At 57.4% G+C, this 21,198-nt stretch carries 18 protein-coding genes; 7 read left to right on the forward strand and 11 right to left on the reverse strand.

All coding sequences use genetic code 11. The features are described from left to right. Window positions 1–136: 136 nt before the first annotated feature. Window positions 137–1,732 (forward strand): multicopper oxidase CueO, encoded by a 1,596-nt coding sequence (gene cueO, locus N1689_RS14060; protein ID WP_260059216.1) that lies wholly within the window; start codon window positions 137–139, stop codon window positions 1,730–1,732. On the opposite strand, the gene N1689_RS14065 is transcribed toward cueO, so the two are convergent. Further along, the gene (locus tag N1689_RS14065; RefSeq protein WP_260059218.1) at window positions 1,733–3,016 is read right to left on the reverse strand and encodes a cystathionine gamma-synthase family protein; all 1,284 of its coding nucleotides are present in this window, start codon (window positions 3,014–3,016) and stop codon (window positions 1,733–1,735) included. It abuts the gene before it with no gap. A 235-nt stretch (window positions 3,017–3,251) separates the two neighbouring features. Here N1689_RS14065 and hpt point away from each other — a divergent pair, with 235 nt between their 5' ends. Further along, window positions 3,252–3,788: a hypoxanthine phosphoribosyltransferase gene (gene hpt / locus N1689_RS14070; RefSeq protein WP_260059220.1), complete on the forward strand. Its 537-nt coding sequence runs from the start codon at window positions 3,252–3,254 to the stop codon at window positions 3,786–3,788. 81 nt (window positions 3,789–3,869) lie between these two features. Here the strand turns inward: hpt and can are convergent, their stop codons facing one another. After that, the gene (can, locus tag N1689_RS14075; RefSeq protein WP_260059222.1) at window positions 3,870–4,526 is read right to left on the reverse strand and encodes a carbonate dehydratase; all 657 of its coding nucleotides are present in this window, start codon (window positions 4,524–4,526) and stop codon (window positions 3,870–3,872) included. 108 nt (window positions 4,527–4,634) lie between these two features. Between can and N1689_RS14080 the strand changes: the two genes are divergently transcribed. Both N1689_RS14080 and N1689_RS14085 read left to right on the forward strand, forming a co-directional pair. Then, complete coding sequence (locus N1689_RS14080) at window positions 4,635–5,564, forward strand: ABC transporter ATP-binding protein (protein WP_161731547.1); 930 nt, start codon at window positions 4,635–4,637, stop codon at window positions 5,562–5,564. Next, the gene (locus tag N1689_RS14085) at window positions 5,561–6,331 is read left to right on the forward strand and encodes an ABC transporter permease (protein WP_161731545.1); all 771 of its coding nucleotides are present in this window, start codon (window positions 5,561–5,563) and stop codon (window positions 6,329–6,331) included. The genes N1689_RS14080 and N1689_RS14085 overlap by 4 nt, the downstream gene beginning before the upstream one ends. A gap of 230 nt (window positions 6,332–6,561) precedes the next feature. Here N1689_RS14085 and panD read toward each other — a convergent pair whose 3' ends face one another. The 9 genes from panD to thpR form a co-directional block, all read right to left on the reverse strand. Beyond that, on the reverse strand, window positions 6,562–6,942 hold the full coding sequence (gene panD / locus N1689_RS14090) for an aspartate 1-decarboxylase (RefSeq protein WP_013356815.1): 381 nt from the start codon (window positions 6,940–6,942) through the stop codon (window positions 6,562–6,564). A gap of 47 nt (window positions 6,943–6,989) precedes the next feature. Then, window positions 6,990–7,844: a pantoate--beta-alanine ligase gene (panC, locus tag N1689_RS14095; protein ID WP_253421106.1), complete on the reverse strand. Its 855-nt coding sequence runs from the start codon at window positions 7,842–7,844 to the stop codon at window positions 6,990–6,992. Between the two features lie 15 nt (window positions 7,845–7,859). Then, window positions 7,860–8,654, reverse strand: a complete 795-nt coding sequence (gene panB / locus N1689_RS14100; RefSeq protein WP_161731541.1) for a 3-methyl-2-oxobutanoate hydroxymethyltransferase — start codon at window positions 8,652–8,654, stop codon at window positions 7,860–7,862. 83 nt (window positions 8,655–8,737) lie between these two features. Beyond that, entirely contained in the window at window positions 8,738–9,223 is a 486-nt protein-coding gene (gene folK / locus N1689_RS14105; RefSeq protein WP_260059223.1) for a 2-amino-4-hydroxy-6-hydroxymethyldihydropteridine diphosphokinase, read from the reverse strand. Next, window positions 9,220–10,638: a polynucleotide adenylyltransferase PcnB gene (gene pcnB, locus N1689_RS14110; protein WP_260059242.1), complete on the reverse strand. Its 1,419-nt coding sequence runs from the start codon at window positions 10,636–10,638 to the stop codon at window positions 9,220–9,222. The genes folK and pcnB overlap by 4 nt, the downstream gene beginning before the upstream one ends. Before the next feature lie 86 nt (window positions 10,639–10,724). Continuing rightward, a complete protein-coding gene (gene gluQRS / locus N1689_RS14115; RefSeq protein WP_161731535.1) occupies window positions 10,725–11,603 on the reverse strand; it encodes a tRNA glutamyl-Q(34) synthetase GluQRS in 879 nt (292 codons plus the stop codon). A gap of 73 nt (window positions 11,604–11,676) precedes the next feature. Beyond that, on the reverse strand, window positions 11,677–12,132 hold the full coding sequence (dksA, locus tag N1689_RS14120) for an RNA polymerase-binding protein DksA (RefSeq protein WP_008925615.1): 456 nt from the start codon (window positions 12,130–12,132) through the stop codon (window positions 11,677–11,679). Window positions 12,133–12,379: 247 nt separating this feature from the next. Further along, window positions 12,380–13,084 carry a DNA/RNA nuclease SfsA gene (sfsA, locus tag N1689_RS14125; RefSeq protein WP_222924527.1) on the reverse strand — a complete coding sequence of 235 codons (705 nt, stop codon included), beginning with the start codon at window positions 13,082–13,084 and terminating at the stop codon, window positions 12,380–12,382. Continuing rightward, window positions 13,062–13,619 carry an RNA 2',3'-cyclic phosphodiesterase gene (thpR, locus tag N1689_RS14130; RefSeq protein WP_260059224.1) on the reverse strand — a complete coding sequence of 186 codons (558 nt, stop codon included), beginning with the start codon at window positions 13,617–13,619 and terminating at the stop codon, window positions 13,062–13,064. Before thpR ends, sfsA begins: the two co-directional genes overlap by 23 nt. Before the next feature lie 30 nt (window positions 13,620–13,649). Here thpR and hrpB point away from each other — a divergent pair, with 30 nt between their 5' ends. The 3 genes from hrpB (at window position 13,650) to fhuA (ending at window position 21,193) form a co-directional block, all read left to right on the forward strand. After that, on the forward strand, window positions 13,650–16,133 hold the full coding sequence (gene hrpB, locus N1689_RS14135; protein ID WP_260059225.1) for an ATP-dependent helicase HrpB: 2,484 nt from the start codon (window positions 13,650–13,652) through the stop codon (window positions 16,131–16,133). 98 nt (window positions 16,134–16,231) lie between these two features. Further along, window positions 16,232–18,769, forward strand: a complete 2,538-nt coding sequence (gene mrcB, locus N1689_RS14140) for a bifunctional glycosyl transferase/transpeptidase (RefSeq protein ID WP_253421118.1) — start codon at window positions 16,232–16,234, stop codon at window positions 18,767–18,769. 201 nt (window positions 18,770–18,970) lie between these two features. Beyond that, window positions 18,971–21,193: a ferrichrome porin FhuA gene (gene fhuA, locus N1689_RS14145; RefSeq protein WP_260059226.1), complete on the forward strand. Its 2,223-nt coding sequence runs from the start codon at window positions 18,971–18,973 to the stop codon at window positions 21,191–21,193. Window positions 21,194–21,198 lie beyond the last annotated feature (5 nt).

Below are 21,198 nucleotides of genomic sequence, written 5' to 3' on the forward strand. Positions count from 1 at the left end.
TTCTCAGGTTTTCGATTAATTTGGCGCTGTGAGCCGCTGCACCGCCTTTTTTCATCAGATTCTCACGGCTAACACTTGACCTTCCCATAAGGTCAGGGTTTAGGCTGTGCGCTCTGATGTCACAAGGATGATCACCATGCAACGTCGTCACTTCCTGAAACTTACCGCCGCACTGAGTGCAGCCGGAGCCTTGCCGCTCTGGAGCCGTTCGCTGATGGCAGCCACCCGTCCGCTGCTGCCGATTCCATCACTGCTGGAAGCGGATGCCAGGGGCAGCTACAGCCTTACCGCGATGCAGGGCACCTCGCAGTGGAATGGCAAAGCCGTGCCGACCTGGGGCTATAACGGCAGCCTGCTGGGACCGGTGCTGAAGTTGCAGAGTGGCAAACCGGTGACGGTGAACATCCATAATCGACTCAGCGAAGCGACTACCCTGCACTGGCACGGGCTGGAAATCCCCGGCGCGGTAGATGGCGGTCCGCAGGCCGTGATTGCGCCTGGTGCTTCGCGTCAGGTCTCTTTTACCCCTGACCAGCCCGCCGCAACCTGCTGGTATCATCCGCATCTGCATGGCAAAACCGGGCATCAGGTCGCACACGGACTCGCGGGACTGATTTTGCTGGAAGATAAGGAGAGCGGCACACTGCGCCTGCCTGTGCAGTGGGGCGTGGATGATGTGCCACTGATTTTCCAGGATAAGCAACTGAGTAAAGATGGCGGCCGGATCGATTATCAGCTCGACGTAATGCGCGCAGCCGTGGGCTGGTTTGGCGACATGATGCTGACCAACGGCGTGCAGTATCCGCAGCATGCGGTGCCGCGCGGCTGGCTGCGTCTGCGTCTGCTGAACGGCTGTAATGCCCGTTCGCTGCACGTTGCCGCCAGTGATAAACGTCCTCTTTATGTGATCGCCAGCGACGGTGGCCTGCTGGCTGAACCGGTGAAGCTCGACGCACTGCCGATGCTACCGGGCGAGCGTTTTGAGGTGATGATCGATACTTCTGACGGTAAAGCGTTTGATCTGGTGACGCTGCCAACCGAACAGATGGGCATGACGCTGCCGCCGTTTGACCAGCCGCTGCCGCTGGTGCAGATCCTGCCGCTGCGGGTGATGGCCAGCGCCACGCTGCCGGATAAGCTGGCGACGCTGCCTGCGCTTCCCGCCACCGACGGACTGACGACACGCTGGCTGCAGCTGATGATGGACCCGCAGCTGGACCAGCAGGGGATGCAGGCGCTGATGCAGCGCTACGGCGAGAAAGCGATGGGCAAGGGCGGTCATCATTCGATGCCGGAGAAAACGGCTGCCGGGCCGATGCCGCCGATGGAAAACATGGAAGGGATGGATCACAGCATGCACGGCATGGCGAAGCCCGCCAGTTACGATTTCCGCAATGGCAATAAGATCAACGGCCAGGCTTTTGATATGACAAAGCCGTCATTTGCGGTGAAGCTGGGTGATTATGAGAAGTGGACGATTTCAGGAGAAGGCGACGCCATGCTGCATCCCTTCCATATTCACGGCACCCAGTTCCGCATTCTCTCCGAGAACGGCAAACCGCCCGCCCCGCATCGGCAGGGCTGGAAAGATATGGTGAATGTCGACGGCTGGCGCAGTGAAGTGCTGGTGCGCTTCAACTATGTCGCTGCCGCCGAGCACGCTTACATGGCCCACTGTCATCTGCTGGAGCATGAAGATACTGGCATGATGCTGGGCTTTACCGTGAGCTGATTACGCCTGATCCAGCGCCAGTCTGATGTCTTCAATCAGGTCACTGGCGTTCTCGATGCCAATCGACAGCCGCACCGTGGCGTCAGTGATACCAATACGCTGACGCACCGCCTGCGGCACGCCGGAGTGGGTGGTGCTGCCAGGATGGCTGGCCAGCGACTCGGTTCCGCCCAGGCTCACCGCCTGTTTGAACAGCGACAGCGCATTGAGAAAACGGAACGCAGCGGGCTGATCGCCGACGATATCAAACGAGAAGGTCGAACCCGCGCCGCTGCACTGCTCGCGATAGGTTTTCCCTTCGGCGCTCTCCGCATCCAGATAGGGCAGCCAGTGCAGCTTCGCCACTTTCGGGTGATCGCGCAGAAAGGCCGCGACCGCTTCTGCATTGTGAAAGGCTTTCTCCATCCGCAGCGACAGCGTTTCCAGCGAGCGGCTGAGCATCCAGCTTGAGTGCGGGTCCAGCTGCGTACCAATGGCGCTGCGCAGGGCGCGCACTTTCGCCATCAGCGCTTTACTGCCCATCGCGGCACCCGCAATCAGGTCAGAGTGACCGCCAACATATTTGGTCAGTGAGTAGAGTGACAGATCCGCGCCCAGCGTCAGCGGCTGCTGGAACAGCGGGCCGAGCAGGGTGTTATCACAGGCGATAATCGGTCGTGAACCCTGCTGCTGGTCAATTTCATCGGCAATGCGCGCCATCAGGCGGATATTGACCAGGCTGTTAGTCGGATTTGCGGGTGTTTCAATCAGGATGACCGCCACCCGGCCCTGGGCCATCGCCTGCTGAGCGGCTTCGCGCACCCTGACTTCATCATTCCCGTCGCTGAAACCAACTGCTTTAATATCCAGATTGTGCAGTGTTTTGCTGAGCAGCGTTTCGGTGCCGCCATACAGGGGCTGGGAGTGCAGGATCACCTCGCCCGGGCGGGCAAACGTCAGCAGGGCCGTGGAGATAGCGGCCATCCCGGAAGAGAAGAGTGAACAGCTCTCTGCCTGCTCATAGACCGCCAGCCGGTCTTCAACAATTTCGCTGTTCGGATGGTTAAAGCGCGAATAGACCAGCCCGCCCGATTTGCCTTCCGGCGGCTCACGACGACCAGAGACGTAATCAAAGAAATCCCGTCCCTCTTCGGCGCTGTCAAAGACAAAGGTCGATGTCAGAAACACCGGCGGCTTTACCGCACCTTCAGAGAGGCGGGGATCATAGCCATAGTTCAGCATCTGGGTTTCGGGGTGCAGCGGCCTGTCGCCGATATGCGTCTTTTTGCTTGATGATGAAGTCATTGTGATCTCCGGCCAGCGGCGCGAGTAGGGTAACGATCTGTTGGATAAAGGCTACCACGCAGCGAATCATGCTGGTAAATGCCAGAATGTTCTAAGGTAATGCGCCTTTCAGTGACTTAAAGGCCACAGGTAATAATTTTTGCGACGTAATCGTTTGCATACAGGGTCGCACAGTCGTCGCTGCGGCGTCTGTGATAGACTTCGGGGCTTTTCTGACGTAACCGGGCTGAACGCAATGAAACACACTGTTGAAGTGATGATCCCTGAACAGGCAATCGCCACGCGCATCGCTGAACTGGGGAAAGAGATTAACGAGCACTACCGCGACAGCGGCAGCGATATGGTGCTGGTGGGGCTGCTGCGCGGCTCATTCATGTTCATGGCTGATCTCTGTCGCGCCATTGATGTGCCGCATGAAGTCGACTTTATGACGGCGTCCAGTTATGGCAGCGGCATGTCCAGCACGCGTGATGTGAAAATCCTGAAAGATCTGGATGAAGACATTCGTGGCAAAGATGTGCTGATCGTCGAAGATATCATCGACTCCGGTAACACCCTGAGCAAAGTGCGTGAGATTCTGCAGCTGCGTCAGCCAAAATCACTGGCGATCTGTACCCTGCTGGATAAGCCTGAGCGCCGTGAAGTTGAAGTCAATGTCGAGTATGTCGGCTTTGCGATTCCGGATGAGTTTGTGGTGGGCTTTGGTATCGACTACGCTCAGCACTATCGCCATCTGCCTTACATCGGCAAAATGGTGCCGCTGGAATCCTGATACTGCTCTGACCGCACATTCTTCCAAGGCCTGCACCGGTTGCCTGGTGTAGGCTATGTCGCGCTTTACGCCGCGATCGGCTCAGGCCTGGCCGTTCATCTGCAGATTAGCAATGCCGTGACGATAGCGCTGTTCAAGGATCTCCCGGCTGTTTGCCGTGACATCCAGGTTACGCAGGCAGCCATCCTGAATGCCGTAAACCCAGCCGTGCAGGGAGACATCCTTGCCACGTTTCCAGGCAGATTGCAGAACGGTCGAGTGCCCCAGGTTATAGACCTGTTCAATAACGTTGATTTCGCACAGTTTGTCCAAACGCTTATCCGGCGGGAGTTCCCCCAGCAACACGCTATGCTTGTACCAGAGGTCGCGGATGTGCAGCAGCCAGTTGTCGATTAATCCCAGCTCCGGGTTATCCATCGCCGCCTGCACGCCGCCGCAGCCGTAGTGGCCGCATACGATAACGTGTTCCACTTCCAGCACTTCGATAGCGTACTGCACCACGGACAGACAGTTCAGATCGGTGTGGATTACCAGATTGGCGACGTTGCGGTGAACAAAGAGTTCGCCTGGTTCCAGTCCGGTCAGACGTTCGGCAGGGACACGGCTGTCAGAACAGCCAATCCACAGGAATCGCGGTTTTTGTGCCTGGGCGAGCCGCTCAAAAAAACTGGGATCTTCTTCAACCAGCAGTTTTGACCATTCGCGGTTGTTTCTGATCAGGGTATTGATGTCTGTCATGGCGTTGAGCGACCGGTTACTGCGCAAAGTGCGCGCGCGTACTATATGCCAGGGCCTGATAAATTTAAACGGCATTGCAATGCCATCAAAACAGGGTATGGATGCAGAATGACTTATGCACTGGAACTTTCCCGGCTGACTAAGACCTATCCCGGCGGCGTGCAGGCGCTGAAGGGCATTGATCTTAACGTTGAAGCGGGTGACTTTTATGCGTTGCTGGGGCCAAACGGTGCCGGTAAATCGACCACCATCGGGATTATCAGTTCGCTGGTAAACAAATCCGAAGGCAGCGTGCGGGTGTTTGGCTACGATCTGGAAAAAGATGTGGTGAATGCCAAGCGCCAGCTCGGGCTGGTGCCGCAGGAGTTTAACTTCAACCCGTTTGAGACGGTGATGCAGATCGTCGTGAATCAGGCGGGTTACTACGGCGTTGAGCGTCGTGAAGCCAATGAGCGTGCGGAAAAGTATCTGAAGCAGCTCGACCTGTGGAGCAAACGCACTGAGCGTGCGCGCATGCTCTCCGGCGGGATGAAACGCCGCCTGATGATCGCCCGTGCACTGATGCACGAGCCAAAACTGTTGATTCTGGATGAGCCAACGGCTGGCGTGGATATCGAACTGCGTCGCTCAATGTGGGTGTTCCTGAAAGATCTCAATGCCAAAGGCACTACCATCATTCTCACTACCCACTATCTGGAAGAAGCCGAGATGCTGTGCCGCAACATCGGCATCATCCAGAGCGGTGAGCTGGTGGAAAACACCTCGATGAAAGAACTGCTGTCCAAGCTCAAATCAGAAACCTTTATCCTGGATCTGGCGCCGCGCAGTCCGCTGCCCAGGCTGGAGGGGTTCCAGTACCGGCTGACCGATACTTCAACGCTGGAAGTGGAAGTGCTGCGTGAGCAGGGCCTTAACAGCGTGTTCAGTCAGTTAAGTGCGCAGGGTGTGCAGGTGCTGAGTATGCGCAATAAAGCCAACCGTCTTGAAGAGCTGTTCGTTGGCCTGACGACGCAGGGAAAAACAGGAGCAAAAGCATGACACATTTGTACTGGGTGGCGCTGAAAAGCATCTGGGCCAAAGAAGTTAACCGTTTCGCCCGTATCTGGATCCAGACGCTGGTGCCGCCGGTCATCACCATGACGCTCTATTTCATCATCTTTGGCAACCTGATCGGGTCGCGCATTGGTGAGATGCACGGCTTCAGCTATATGCAGTTTATTGTGCCGGGATTGATCATGATGGCGGTGATCACCAATGCCTACGCCAATGTGGCATCGTCCTTCTTCAGTGCCAAGTTCCAGCGCAACATTGAAGAACTGCTCGTTGCACCCGTGCCGACCCACATTATCATTGCCGGCTATGTGGGCGGCGGTGTGGCGCGTGGCGTCTGCGTCGGCATTCTGGTGACGGCTATTTCGCTGTTCTTTGTGCCGTTCCACGTGCACTCCTGGTCGATGGTGGCGATTACGCTGCTGCTGACCGCGATTCTGTTTTCACTGGCCGGTTTGCTCAACGCCGTCTTTGCGCGCACCTTTGACGACATCAGCCTGATCCCGACCTTTGTGCTGACGCCACTGACCTATCTGGGCGGCGTATTCTATTCGCTGAGTCTGCTGCCGCCAATCTGGCAGGCTATCTCTAAACTGAATCCAATCGTTTATATGATTAGCGGATTCCGTTATGGCTTCCTGGGCATTAATGATGTGCCACTGGTGTTTACGCTCTCGGTACTGGTGGCCTTTATTCTGGTATTCTACTGGCTGGTCTATGCGCTGATTCAGCGCGGACGCGGACTGCGCACCTGACAATACGTTGAATAGTACGGGCCACGCTGCGATAAGGGCGTGGCTTTTTTTTGGTGAGTGAAAAACAACCCGAACGACGGTTCTCCCTGGCCTCGAAATCATCCTGAAACCTGCCTGCGGTGAAAAAGTCATCGAAGCCGATGACAACCAAAGCGGTTTAATTGCAGAAGCAGAAATAAAAAGGGCCGCCCATTTTAATGGCGGCCCTTTTTTGTCAGCTGATCGATTACTCAGGCGATTTGTACCGGCAATGCTTTCGCCAGACGCTTCATCTGGTTGTCACCTTCAAAATAGGCGACCTTAGGCTGCCATTGACGCGCGACGGCATCCTCAACCTGCACATACGAGCAGATAATTAAAATATCGCCTTCGCAGGCGCAGCGGGCAGCAGCACCGTTGACCGAAATAATTTTCGAGCCACGCTCAGCCGCGATAGCGTAGGTAGAGAAGCGCTGACCGTTAGTGACGTTATAAATATCGATCGCTTCATATTGCAGAATGCCGGAAGCATCCAGGAAATCCTGATCGATAGCGCAGGAGCCTTCGTAATTGAGGTCCGCCTGCGTCACTTTTACGCGGTGCAATTTGCCTTGCAGAACTGTGCGAATCATAGCCAGAAACCTTATCAGAGAAATAAAATAACCTGCAGCGGGCGTACTTACAGCGTCAGGTCAACAGTTTGATTATCAATCAGTCGGGCTTTACCCAGCCAGGCGGCCATCAGCACCACCGCACGCTGGCTGTCCACCGTCAGCGGCTGCAACGTGTCCGCATCACAGATTGCCAGGCCATCAGGACGCAATCCCTGTGCCAGCAGTGTCTCGCTGGCTGCCTCAATAATCTCTTCAATGTGACGCTCGCCGTTCTCAAGTTGCTGAGCCATCTGATGCATCACCTGGCTCAGCACCGGTGCCAGCTTACGCTCATCGTCTGTCAGGTAGCCGTTGCGCGAACTCAGCGCCAGGCCATCTTTGGCCCGCACTGTTGGCACGCCAACAATCTCAATGTCGAAGCCCATATCAGCTACCATCTTACGAATGATAGCCAGCTGCTGAAAATCCTTTTCACCGAAACAGGCAATATCGGGCTGCACCAGATTAAACAGTTTGCTGACGATGGTCGCCACGCCGCGAAAATGGCCTGGACGCGTCGCGCCTTCCAGCAGGGAAGAGAGCACCGGCACCTCAACAAAGGTCTGATTCTGCGCGCCCTGCGGATAGACTTCAGCCGGTGACGGGGCAAAAACCACGTCAACCTGGTGACGGTTCAGCTTTTCACAATCTTCCTGCAGGGTGCGCGGGTAGCGGGCTAAATCATCGGCGCGATCGAACTGCATCGGATTGACGAATATCGAGACAATGACGATGTCCCCGCGCGACCGGGCTTCATCCACCAGCGTCAGATGGCCTTCATGCAGGTTGCCCATGGTCGGCACCAGCGCAATGCGTTTACCCTGCTGACGCCAGCGACGGACTTCCTTGCGCAGCATCAGCAGCGTTTCAATAATCAACACGGTGACTCTCCTGAATTACTGGAAACTGTGCTCTGCCGCCGGATAGGTTCCGGCCTCGACTTCGGCGATATAGTGGCGAATCGCCGCGCGAACATCGCCGGTCTCCGCCAGGAAATTTTTGGCAAATTTGGGAATGTGCCCGCCGGTCACGCCCAGCGCGTCATGCATCACCAGAATCTGACCATCGGTGACGTTACCGGCACCGATGCCGATCACCGGGATAGTGAGCGCCTCGGTGATCCGCTGGGCCAGCGACACCGGGACGCACTCCAGCACCATCAGCTGTGCGCCTGCCGCTTCCAGCGCCAGCGCATCGGCCAGCAGCTGATCGGCACCGGCTTCATCACGGCCCTGCACTTTATAGCCGCCAAAGATATTGACCGATTGCGGGGTCAGGCCAAGATGACCGCACACCGGCACGGCGCGTTCGGTCAGCATCTGTACGGTCTCAGCCAGCCAGCTGCCGCCTTCCAGTTTCACCATATTGGCACCGGCACGCATCAGCTGTGCGGCACTCTCAAAGGTCTGCTGTGGCGTGGCATAACTCATAAAGGGCAGATCGGCGAGCAGCAGGGCCTGTGGCGCACCACGGCGCACGGCAGCGGTATGATAGGCGATATCGCTGACCGTGACCGGCAGGGTGGAGTCGTGCCCCTGTACCGTCATCCCTAAGGAATCACCAACCAGCAGCACCTGAATGCCTTCATCGGCAAACAGGCGGGCAAAACTGAAATCGTAGGCGGTCAGCGTCGCGAATTTTTTACCGCTGGCTTTCGCCTGACGCAGATGTGAAATCGTGGTGGGTTTCATGGCGCTCTCAACTCAGGAATTCTGATGGGCGCAGTTTACTGGATAGCGTGAAAGAGCGGAATCAGAGATGTACGTTTGTCTGATCAGCCATGCCACAGCGTGATGCTGCGACTGTCCAGGGTGGCCAGAACGGAGCTGAGTGCGCGGCCATCGGGCAGGCGGGCATCGGGCGCAATCGCCAGCAGTGGCACCAGCATAAAGGCGCGATTCAGCAGGTCGTAGTGCGGCACAATCAGCCGCTCAGTGTTGATTTCTGCGTCGCCAAACAGCATCAGATCGATATCCAGCGTGCGCGGACCCCAGCGTTCCGCCTTACGCACCCGCCCATGATCCCGCTCAATCTGCTGGGTATGGTCAAGCAGGGTTTCTGCGCTGAGATGGGTTTCCAGCGCCACGGCGGCATTGAGAAAATCGGGCTGGTCGGGCGGGCCATAAGGCGGTGTACGGTAGAACGGCGAGGTCGCGATGCGTTGCGTCTGCGGCAACGCATCCAGTGCCGTCAGCGCTGCATCAACCTGATGCAGCGGGTCGGCCAGATTACTGCCTAATGCGAGGTAAACTCGTGTCATGACACGTTTTGATTGTCACGACGTGGTGCGGAAGAGCGGCGGCGCGGACGGCGTGATTTATTGCGCGGCACCGGATCGTCACCCAGATTATTCAGCATGTTTTTCTGATGTGGCGGTGCAGCCACCTGGAATTCCCCCCACCACTGGCTCAGACGCAGCAGTTCCGGGTTATTTTCCACTTCTGCACGCAACGCCAGCAGATCGTAAGCAGCGCGGAATTTCGGATGCTCCATCAGCTTCCAGGCGCGTTTACCGTGACGGCGTGACATGCGCAACTGCAGCAGCCAGATATCGCGGATCAGCGAGGTAATACGTTTTGGAATTGCCAGCGCACGGCAGGCTTCGTCCAGCGTATCGTTCATCGCCATCGCAAAGGCTTCGAAGTAGGTCAGGCCACTCTCCTGCGCAATGCGTTCGGCCGCTTCAAGCTGCGGATACCAGAACATCGCAGCAAACAGGAACGCCGGATTCACGCGCATATCATTATAAATGCGGTTGTCGGTGTTTTTCAGCACCTGTGCCAGCATCCGCTCCATGTGGCTGTCACTGTTTTCCGTGAAGTTGCGCGCCAGCGTCGGGAAGAGCGGCTGGAACAGCTGATATTCACACAGCTTGAGATAAGTACTGTAGCCATAACCTGCCTGCAATAGCTTCAGCGACTCTTCAAACAGACGCGCGGGCGGAATATCACGCAGCAGCGAGGCCAGACGTGGAATCGGCTCGGCGGTTTCCGGCGCAATGCTCATATTGAGCTTGGCGGCAAAGCGTGCGACGCGCAGCATGCGAACCGGATCTTCGCGGTAGCGGGTTTCCGGATCGCCAATCAGGCGAATGATGCCCTGTTCGAGATCGCTGATGCCACCAACGTAGTCACGTACGCTGAAATCAGCCACGCTGTAGTAGAGGCTGTTGATGGTGAGATCGCGGCGCTGGGCATCATCTTCAATAGAGCCGAAGATATTATCGCGCAGCAGCATACCGCTCTGGGCGCGCTGCGAACTGTTACGATCTTCTGCGATCTCTTCAACCTGATGATGGCCACGGAAGGTAGCGACTTCGATCACTTCCGGGCCAAACATCACGTGAGCCAGACGGAAACGCCGACCCACCAGGCGACAGTTGCGGAACAGCTTACGCATCTGCTCAGGCGTGGCGTTGGTGGTCACATCGAAATCTTTAGGTTTTTGCCCCAGTAGCAAATCGCGCACGCCACCGCCTACCAGATAGGCTTCATAACCGGCTTTATTCAGGCGATAGAGCACTTTGAGGGCATTTTCGCTGATGTCTTTACGTGAGATGTTGTGGCTTTCACGAGGGATAATGGCCATCAGACGTTCTGGTTCAACCTCTGCAGGGGCTTCCTCTTCATCACGCTTCAGGACTTTTCGGCAAAAATTAGCTACTCGGGTAAAAATGGGACACCTCGACAGTGGCAATTAGGGTGTAGGTAAAATCAGCGGCTAATCATAGCCTGTTGAGAACCGTTTGAGAATGCTGTTGTCTATGCATCCGGTTTCAGGGCGTTCTGTTGCGGCATCAAAGCGATATTCCACTGTGCTACCGCATCAGACAGCAGTTTGTCCTGCGTTAAGTCCTGCCAGCCACCTGAAACAGGCTGCCCGAGGAAGCGTAATGCCGCTACCAGCAGGGGTCTGGCATCGCCATCAGGCAGGGAAGGAGCATGATTCTGCTTCGATAACTTATTGCCATCGTGATTAAGCGCCAGAGGCAGGTGCAGCCAGGCCGGCACCGGCCAGCCAAACTGCTGATAAAGTGCAATCTGCCGTACCGTCGGCTCAATCAAATCTGCGCCGCGCACCACTTCGGTAATGCCCTGAAAATGATCGTCGACGACCACCGCCAGGTTGTAGGCAAACAAACCATCACGACGGTGAATAATAAAGTCTTCCTGTGCCAGACGTCTGTCCGCCTCTACGCACCCGCGTAATCGGTCTTCAAACGCAAAGACCGGCGCATGCTGGCGTAAACGCAGCGCGGCATTCTCTGGTCCGCGTTGCCGTTCACGGCAGTAACCATCATAGAAACCGCCAATCTCCTGAATGCGACGTCGGGGACAGGTGCAGAAATAGCTCTGACGATGCTGCTGCAGCCAGGCGAGCGCGTCACGGTAGGCCTCATGACGTTGCGACTGCCACAGCACTTCGCCATCCCACGTCAAACCATAGTGTTCCAGCTGATGCAGGATGCGGCTGGCGGCACCCGGCACTTCCCGCGGCGGATCGATATCTTCAATTCTCACCCGCCAGATGCCGTTTTGCGCGCGCGCGCTCAGGTAACTGCCCAGGGCAGCAATCAGCGAGCCAAAATGAAGTTCACCAGAGGGAGAAGGGGCGAAGCGACCAATGCAGGAGGATGACATAGGATTCAGAAGTGACCACGCAGTGGACAAAAAAGTCATTGTTCCACTGCGCGGTAACAGGATGGACGCGGCATCAGCCGGCCATTTGTTTCTCACGAATTTCTGCTAACGTCTTACAGTCGATGCAGAGATCGGCAGTAGGACGTGCTTCGAGACGGCGGATACCAATCTCAACGCCACAGGAATCGCAATAGCCGAAGTCGTCATCTTCAACTTTCTTCAGCGTCTTCTCGATCTTTTTAATCAGTTTACGTTCGCGATCGCGGTTACGCAGCTCCAGGCTGAACTCCTCTTCCTGCGCGGCACGGTCAACCGGGTCCGGGAAGTTAGCAGCTTCATCCTGCATATGCGATACGGTACGATCGACTTCGTCCCGCAATTGATTACGCCAGGCTTCCAGAATCTTGCGAAAATGGGTCAGCTGCGCGTCGTTCATATACTCTTCGCCAGGCTTAACCTGATAAGGCTCAACGCCAGCGATAGCGAGAATACTCAGGGACGATGTTTTACGGTTTTGACCTTCTTGCATGTTGCTTCTCCTGGATAACACGCACTATACCCTCTGACTGACGTCCCGCAGGGGCGTTGCTGCCGGCCTGCATCTGACGTCTGCGGGGTACATCGATCCCCCATTGGGGAAAAAAACAGGCCGCTATAAATAACAGAAGCAGTCAGGGTTGGCAATTCTTCATGAACACACCTTGACAAGCCTGTGAGGAACAGCGTAATCAGCCCTTAGCTCAGAACATTCTTACCACATAAAATTGCAAAAGATATTACAAGGTTACGTTGATCGGCGATTTAAGAAACATTCCCTCCGCCGATAAGTCTGCCTGATACGCTAAAACCTCTACACCTTCCCGTTGCGCCTGAGCCAGTTGTTCTGCATACGCCGCATCAATGTGGCGTGCCGGGGAAACGTCCTCAATCCCCGAGTGCAAAACGGCAAACAACAAAACGGCCCGATGACCCTCTGCCGCCACTGTCGCCAGCTCGCGCAGGTGTTTCTGTCCTCGAATCGTCACCGCATCCGGAAAATAGCCTTTACCTTCATGTAAAAGGGTTACGGATTTCACCTCAATATAGCAGTTGCGCCGTGCCTCTGCTTTGAGCAGGAAATCAATTCTGCTTTTTTCACTGCCATATTTTACTTCCGCCTGTCGATGCGAATAACCAGCCAGCAATGGCAACCGATCCTGGTCCAGCGCTTCAGCCACCAGCTGATTCGCGCGCAGGGTATTCACGCAGATCCAGTGGCCCTGTTGCGTTTCGGTCAGCTCCCAGCTGTGGGGATATTTGCGCGTCAGGCTGTCGGACGTGGAATACCAGACCCGATCGCCCGGCGTGGCGCAGCCGGTCATGGCACCGGTGTTGGCGCAATGAATCGTCAGCACCTCGCCCTCAGGCGTCTCGACATCGGCCAGGAAACGTTTGTAACGGGCGATCAGGCGGGCGGATTTAAGGGGCGGAGAGAAGTGCATGCGGATCCTGAGACGTTAACGGCCAGCTGGCCAGAGCGCGATAGCGGGTACGACCTCTGGCATAGTCAGAGGCGAACAGTGAAAAGGTGGAGACGCGAAAACGCCAGTGAAAACCGCGTGGCGGTAATGCAACCGGCTGGGTGGCCTGGCGTAACAGCGTGATGTGCGGATGAAACGGCTGTGGGCTTTGATAACAGCCATGCCGGGCGGCCTGGGCCCGCAGCAGGCTGGCGAGCTGTAACAGATCGCGTGGCGCGCGCTGGCAGCCGAGCCAGACCACGCCGGGGCGCGGCCAGTGCCCGGCATCATCCAGGTCGAGATCGAAACCGGGCTGGACGATACGGGAGGCCAGCGTCTGCAGGCGTTGTGAGGTTTCCGGTGCGACCTCACCCAGAAACGCCAGCGTCAGGTGCAGGTTTGCTGCGACCATTGGCTGGCCGACCTCTGCAGGAAAGGTGTCCGCCCGCCAGCGCACCAGCTGTTGCTGCATTTCGTCAGGCAGGCTGATGGCAAAAAATAAGCGTTGTGTCGCCATGGCGCTCTCCGGCAAATATCACGTGCTACAATGCGCGCCATCTTAGCACAGGCAGAAGCGGAGTTTGCTGTGAGCGATTTACCGGTCAGCGCGGTGCTGCCTGACATCCTGGCGGCGCTGCGTGACGCCTCTCAAATCCTGCTGGCCGCCCCTACCGGCGCGGGCAAATCGACCTGGCTGCCGCTGCAGTTGTTGCAGCAGGCGGCGTTGCCGGGACGCATCATTATGCTGGAGCCACGCCGGCTGGCGGCACGTAATGTGGCGCAGCGGCTGGCAGAACAGCTCGGCGAACAGCCGGGAGCCACAGTGGGATTCCGGATGCGTGGCGAAAGCTGCGTCGGGCCAGAAACCCGGCTGGAAGTGGTCACCGAAGGGATGCTCACGCGCATGCTTCAGCACGATCCGATGCTGGAGGGCGTGTCGCTGGTGATTCTCGATGAATTTCACGAGCGCAGCCTGCAGGCCGACCTGGCGCTGGCGCTGCTGCTCGATGTGCAGCAGGGGCTGCGCGACGATCTTAAAATCATGCTGATGTCGGCCACGCTGGATAATGCCCGGCTGGCGGCGCTGCTGCCGGATGCGCCACTGATTATTTCAGAAGGGCGCAGCTATCCGGTTGAACGGCGTTACGCGTCGCTGAATCAGAACGTACGCTTTGAAGAGGCGGTCGCGCGTGAAGTCGCCCAGCTGCTGCGCGACGAAGACGGCTCCCTGCTGCTGTTTCTGCCGGGCGTGGCGGAAATTGAACGCGTGAAACGCGAGCTGGAATCACGCATTAGTGACGATGTGGATCTGACACCGCTCTATGGCGCACTGCCGCTGGCGGCGCAGCGACGGGCGATCCTGCCCGCCGCCGCCGGACGTCGCAAAGTGGTGCTCGCCACCAATATCGCCGAGACCAGCCTGACCATTGAAGGGATTCGTCTGGTAGTCGACAGTGCGCTGGAACGCAGCGCCCTGTTTGACGCCCGCAGCGGCGTAACGCGTCTGCAGACGCAGCGCATCAGCCAGGCATCAATGATCCAGCGCGCAGGTCGCGCCGGGCGACTGATGCCGGGGATCTGTCTGCATCTTCTGCCGCAGGAGCAGGCGTCTCGTGCGGCGGCGCAGAGCGAACCGGAAATGGTTAACAGTGACCTTTCGTCGCTGTGGCTGGACCTGTTGCAGTGGGGCTGTACCGGGCCGCAACAGCTGCAGTGGCTGGATCAGCCGCCCGCCAGAAATCTGATGGCAGCGCAACAACAGCTGACCCGTCTGGGTGCACTGGACAGCAACGGCCTGCTTAACACGCTGGGACGGCGTATGGCAAAGCTGGGTTGCGATCCGCGGCTTGCTGCTATGCTCTGTGCCGCAGGCGATGAGCCGGATGCGGTCGCCAGCGCCGCACTGCTGGTGGCGATTCTGGAAGATCCTCCGCGCAGCGGCAGTGCCAATCTGCGTGATGCGCTGCATCGGCCACAGGCCCAATGGCAGCGGCGGGCGCAGCAGTGGCAGCAGCGGCTTAAAATTCGGGGCGGACGGGTCGATGAAGATCGCTTCGCTGGCCTGCTGGCGGTAGGGTTTGGCGATCGGCTGGCGCGGCGTCGCGACCAGAGCGGTCGCTATCAGCTGGCTAACGGGCTGGGGGCCAGACTCGATGAGCAGGATGGCCTGACGCGCAACGAATGGCTGATTACACCCGCCCTGTTGCAGGGCAGTGCGACGCCGGATGCCCGGATGTTGCTGGCACTGCCGGTCGATATTGAAACGCTATGCCAGCATCAGCCAGCGCTGATTGAGCGTCGGACCGAAGTGGAGTGGGATGAAGAGAAGGGCACGCTGCGTGCGTTCAGACGTGAGCAGATTGGCGCCCTGATCCTGAAGACCCAGCCGATGGCGCGCCCGGAGCCGGACGTGCTTCACGCGGCTATGCTGCGCTGGATCGCCGAAAAAGGTCTGTCGGTATTGGGCTGGACGCCGGATGCCGGGCAGTTGCGCCTGCGCATTCAGTGTGCTGCGCAGTGGCTGCCGGAAGAGAGCTGGCCCGCCATGGATGACGAAAGCCTGCTTGAGAGCCTGCCGCAGTGGCTGTTGCCGCAGATGTCAGCAGTGCGCGATCTGCGCAGCCTGCAGGCGGTGAACCTGACCACGGCGCTCTTACATTTACTCACATGGTCACAACGTCAGCGGCTGGATACTGTGCTGCCAACTCATTACACTGTGCCGACCGGAAGCCGGCTGCCAATCCGCTACGATGCGGATAAGCCGCCCGCGCTGGCAGTCAGGATTCAGGAGATGTTTGGCGAAGCGCAGAATCCCACCGTGGCGGAAGGACGCATCCCGCTGGTGCTCGAGCTGTTATCGCCCGCCCAGCGTCCGTTGCAGATCACCCGCGATCTGGCGGCGTTCTGGCGCGGTGCCTGGCCGGAGGTCAGGAAAGAGATGAAGGGACGCTATCCGAAACACCTCTGGCCAGAGGATCCGGCCACCGCCTTGCCAACAAGGCGAACCAAAAAAATGTCCCCGCAGGGTTGAGTCCGCTGGATCGAATTCAGAGGGTTCTGCCATGCGGCACGCGAGAAAGCAGTTAGAGTAGCGGCGCTGCCGTAAGCACTGCCTGGAGAAGAAAAGTAATGTCTGGGAACGATCGCGAACCAATAGGGCGCAAAGGTAAACCGTTGCCGCCGCGCAGCAGTGCGGGCCGGGGACGACGCAGGGATATCGAACAGGATATCGATCAGGACGATTTTAATGATGACGAGGAGGAAGCGCCGGTGCCACGTAAAGGTAAAGGTGGAAAACCGCCGCGCGGCAAACGCCGTTGGCTGGGATGGTTAATTAAACTGTTCCTGGTGTTTGTGGTGGTAATGGTCGCATGGGGCATCTACCTCGACTCGGAAATTCGCAGCCGGATTGACGGTAAGGTGTGGCAACTGCCTGCCACCGTCTATGGCCGCATGGTCAGCCTGGAACCGGGCATGGCCTACAACAAAAGTGAAATGGTGGCGCTGCTGGAAGGGACTCAGTATCGCGAAGTCTCCCGTATCACCCGCCCTGGCGAGTTTTCGGTGAAGGGCAACACCATTGATCTGCTGCGTCGCCCGTTTGATTTCCCCGACAGTAAAGAGGGGCAAATCCACGCGCGCATGAGCTTTACCAAAGATGAGCTGAGCGAGATTAAAAACCTCGAAACCGGCCGTGATTTTGGCTTTTTCCGCCTCGATCCGCGTCTGATCACCATGCTGCAGTCACCCAATGGTGAACAGCGACTCTTCGTGCCGCGCACCGGTTTCCCTGATTTGCTGGTCGATACGCTGATCGCCACTGAAGATCGCCATTTCTATGAGCATGATGGCATCAGTCCGTACTCCATTGGTCGCGCCTTCCTGGCGAACATCACGGCCGGGAAAGCGGTGCAGGGTGGCAGTACGCTGACGCAGCAGCTGGTTAAGAACCTGTTCCTGACCAATGAGCGTTCGCTGTGGCGTAAAGCGCGTGAAGCCTATATGGCGGTGATCATGGATGCGCGCTACAGCAAAGATCGCATCCTGGAGCTCTACCTGAATGAGGTCTATCTCGGTCAGGCGGGCAGCGATCAGATTCGCGGCTTCCCGCTGGCGAGCCTCTACTACTTTGGCCGTCCGGTTGATGAGCTGAGTCTGGATCAGCAGGCGATGCTGGTTGGCATGGTGAAAGGGGCGTCGCTCTATAACCCGTGGCGTAACCCGAAACTGGCGCTGGAACGCCGCAACCTGGTGCTGCGCCTGTTGCAGCAGCAGAAAGTGATCGACCAGGAGCTGTACGACATGCTGTCGGCGCGTCCATTGGGCGTGCAGCCAAAGGGCGGTGTGATCACGCCACAGCCTGCCTTTATGCAGATGGTGCGTAACGAGCTTCAGGCGAAACTGGGCGACAAGATTAAAGATCTCTCCGGCGTGAAGATCTTTACCACGCTGGATCCGGTCTCGCAGGATGCGGCCGAAAAAGCGGTGGTTGACGGCATTCCGACGCTGAAAAAACAGCGTGGTCTGAAGGATCTGGAAACCGCAATGGTGGTGGTTGACCGCTTCAGCGGCGAAGTCCGTGCTATGGTCGGCGGTGCCGATCCGCAGTATGCCGGTTATAACCGTGCGTTGCAGGCGCGTCGCTCTATTGGTTCCCTGGCGAAACCGGCGACCTACCTCACCGCGCTGAGCCAGCCAAACAGCTATCGCCTGAACAGCTGGATCGCCGATGAGCCGATTGCGCTGAAGCAGCCAAATGGCACCATCTGGAAACCGATGAACGACGACCGTCGCTTCAGCGGCAAAGTGATGCTGGTGGACGCGCTGACCAACTCCATGAACGTGCCGACGGTTAACCTCGGTATGACGCTGGGGCTGGATGCGGTAGTCGATACCTGGAACAAGCTGGGCGTGCCGAAAGAGCAGCTGCATCCGGTTCCGGCGATGCTGCTGGGTGCTTTAAACCTGACGCCGGTTGAAGTGGCACAGGCGTTCCAGTCGATCGCCAGCGGCGGCAATCGCGCGTCGCTGTCAGCGGTGCGTTCGGTGATTGCAGAAGATGGCAGCGTGCTCTATCAGAGCTATCCGCAGGCGCAGCGTGTGGAACCGGCGCAGGCCGCTTATCTGACGCTCTACACCATGCAACAGGTCGCTGACCACGGTACCGCCCGTGCGCTGGGCGCGCGTTTCCCGAATGCGCATCTGGCGGGCAAAACCGGTACTACCAACGATCTGGTGGACAGCTGGTTTGCCGGTATTGATGGCAAAGAAGTGGCGATCACCTGGGTAGGACGTGATAACAACCAGCCGACCAAACTCTACGGTGCCAGCGGTGCGATGCAGCTCTATCGTCGCTACCTCGACAATCAGGCACCCATGCCGCTGCAGCTGACGCCGCCGGAAGATGTATCACTGATGAATGTGGATTCGGCCGGTAACTTCGTCTGTGGCACGGGCAGCAGCACCTGGCGTTCTCTGCCGGTGTGGGCGCTGGATCCGAATGCGCTGTGTCAGCAACAGCAGCAGCAGGTTCAGCAGCAGCAACAGCTGTTTGACCAGCAACAGCAGCAACAGCCGCAACAGCAACCGGCCCAGCAACCGCAGGAGCAGGAGCAGAAAGACAGCGACGGCGTAGCAGGTTGGATAAAAGATATGTTTGGCAAATAAATCAGTCAGACAGGTTAAAAAGGGCGCTTCGGCGCCCTTTTTTTGTTTTTGATCAATACGGGTAAACGGCTCTGCAAACGGCGTCACTGCTGGGATTTCTGCTTGCAGTCGTCGCTGAAGTTCGCATATTATCTAATCCGTTATAATAATCATTATCGTTTCGATTCGCTCGCCTGAGCCTATTTTAAGAGACACCTTTTTATGAATGCGCGAACGACTTTTGCAGACAACACCAAAAAAACATTTTCCCGGCCGCTTCTGGGCGTCATGATTTCACTGAGCCTGAGCTCCTCGCTTTATGCTGCGCAGACGGAGACCATGGTGGTCTCGGCGGATGGCGGCAGCGGCGTCGAGGCGGAAAGCGCCTGGGGGCCGGCACCGACCGTGGCGGCGAAGCGCAGCGCCACGGGCACCAAAACTGACACACCGATTGAAAAAAATCCGCAGTCTGTTTCCGTGGTTACCCGCGAAGAGATGGAGATGCGCAACGTGACCAGCGTGAAAGGGGCGTTTAACTATACGCCTGGCGTGCTGACCGGTAACCGTGGCAGCTCAGATGTGATTGATGCGTTATCCATTCGCGGCTTCAGCGAAACCAATACCAATCAGTATCTGGATGGCCTGAAGCTGCAGGGAGATAATTACTCTGAGTTTGCCATCGACCCCTATTTCCTGGAGCGCGCCGAACTGCTGCGTGGTCCGGTGTCGGTGCTCTATGGCAAAAGCAATCCGGGCGGTGTGGTCTCGCTGGTGAGCAAGCGTCCAACCCAGGAAACGCTGCGCGAAGTACAGTTCCAGATGGGCAACGACAACCTTTTTTCGACCGGCTTTGATTTTGGCGGCGCGCTGGATGATAACGGCGTCTACAGCTATCGCCTGACCGGTCAGGCGCGCAGTCAGGATGCGCAGCAGTCGATGAACAAAGAGAAGCGCTACACTATCGCTCCGTCATTCAGCTGGCGTCCCGACGATCGCACCCGCATTGATCTGCTGACCTATTTCCAGAACGAGCCAGAAACTGGTTATTACGGCTGGCTGCCGCGTCAGGGCACTGTGGTGCCGATCACCCGTGCCGATGGCAGCCAGTACAAACTGCCGACCGACTTCGACGAAGGCGAGCAGAGCAATAAGATTTCACGCACTACCAAAATGGTGGGCTATAACGCCGAGCACAGCCTTAACGACACCTGGACGCTGCGCCAGAACCTGCGTTACGCCGACCTGCGCACCGATTACCGCAGTATTTATGGCAATGGTTTCCTGCCGGAGACTCAGCAAATCACGCGCGGTTCGGCAGTTTCAGAAGAGACGCTCAACCAGTTGGCGGTCGATACCCAGGCGCAGGCGAAATTCGCCACCGGCCAGGTTGATCATACGCTGCTGTTGGGCGTGGACTTCCAGCGTACCCGCAATGATATCGACGCACAGTTTGGCACTGCTTCCAGCCTGAATGCAGTTAATCCGCAATATGGCGATAACGGCGTAACGCCATTTGCCGATCCTTATCAGCATCTGAATAAGCAGCGTCAGACCGGCCTCTATGCACAGGATCAGATGGAATGGAACCGCTGGGTGCTGACACTGGGTGGCCGCTACGACTACGCCATGACCTCGGTTTACGATCGGGTGGCGAATAGCGTTGATCGCCAGAACGATCAGGCCTTTACCTGGCGTGGGGGTCTGAACTATGTGTTTGATAACGGAATCGCGCCTTACTTCAGCTACAGTGAAGCCTTTATTCCGAATGCGGGTTCAACCTATGAGGGTCAGGCATTTGATCCGTCACGCGCTAAGCAGTATGAAGCGGGCGTGAAATATGTACCGAAAGATCGTCCGGTGGTGCTCACCGCAGCGCTTTACCAGCTGACCAAAACCAAAAATCTGACTGCCGATCCCGATCCAGACAGAGCTTTTTTCAGCGTTCAGAGCGGTGAAATCCGGTCACGGGGCGTAGAGCTGGAAGCTAAAGCGGCGCTCAATGCCAACGTTAACCTGACGGCCTCCTACACCTACACCGATGCGGAATATACTGAAGACACGTCGCTTAAAGGCAAAACGCCGGTGCAGGTGCCGAAACATATGGCCTCACTGTGGAGCGACTACACCTTCCACGAGACAGCTTTGTCAGGGGTGACGATCGGCGCTGGGATCCGTTACGTGGGTGAAAGCCAGGGGCTGTATGCTGAAACCCCAACTAATACCTCTGCTGGACTCTCGAACCAGAACTTTAAGGTAGCCGGTTACACCACGGTGGATGCGGCGCTGAAGTATGATCTGGGTCGTTTCGGTCTGCCAGGCTCGACAGTGGGTGTTAACGTTAACAATCTGTTCAACCGCGAGTATGTCGCCAGCTGCTACCGTGAATACGCCTGCTACTGGGGTGCGGAACGCCAGATTGTCGGCACCGCGACCTTCAGATTCTGATTTAA

It is taken from the genome of Pantoea sp. XY16, assembly GCF_025153065.1.
In the GTDB taxonomy this organism is placed as follows: Bacteria; Pseudomonadota; Gammaproteobacteria; order Enterobacterales; family Enterobacteriaceae; genus Pantoea; species Pantoea alfalfae.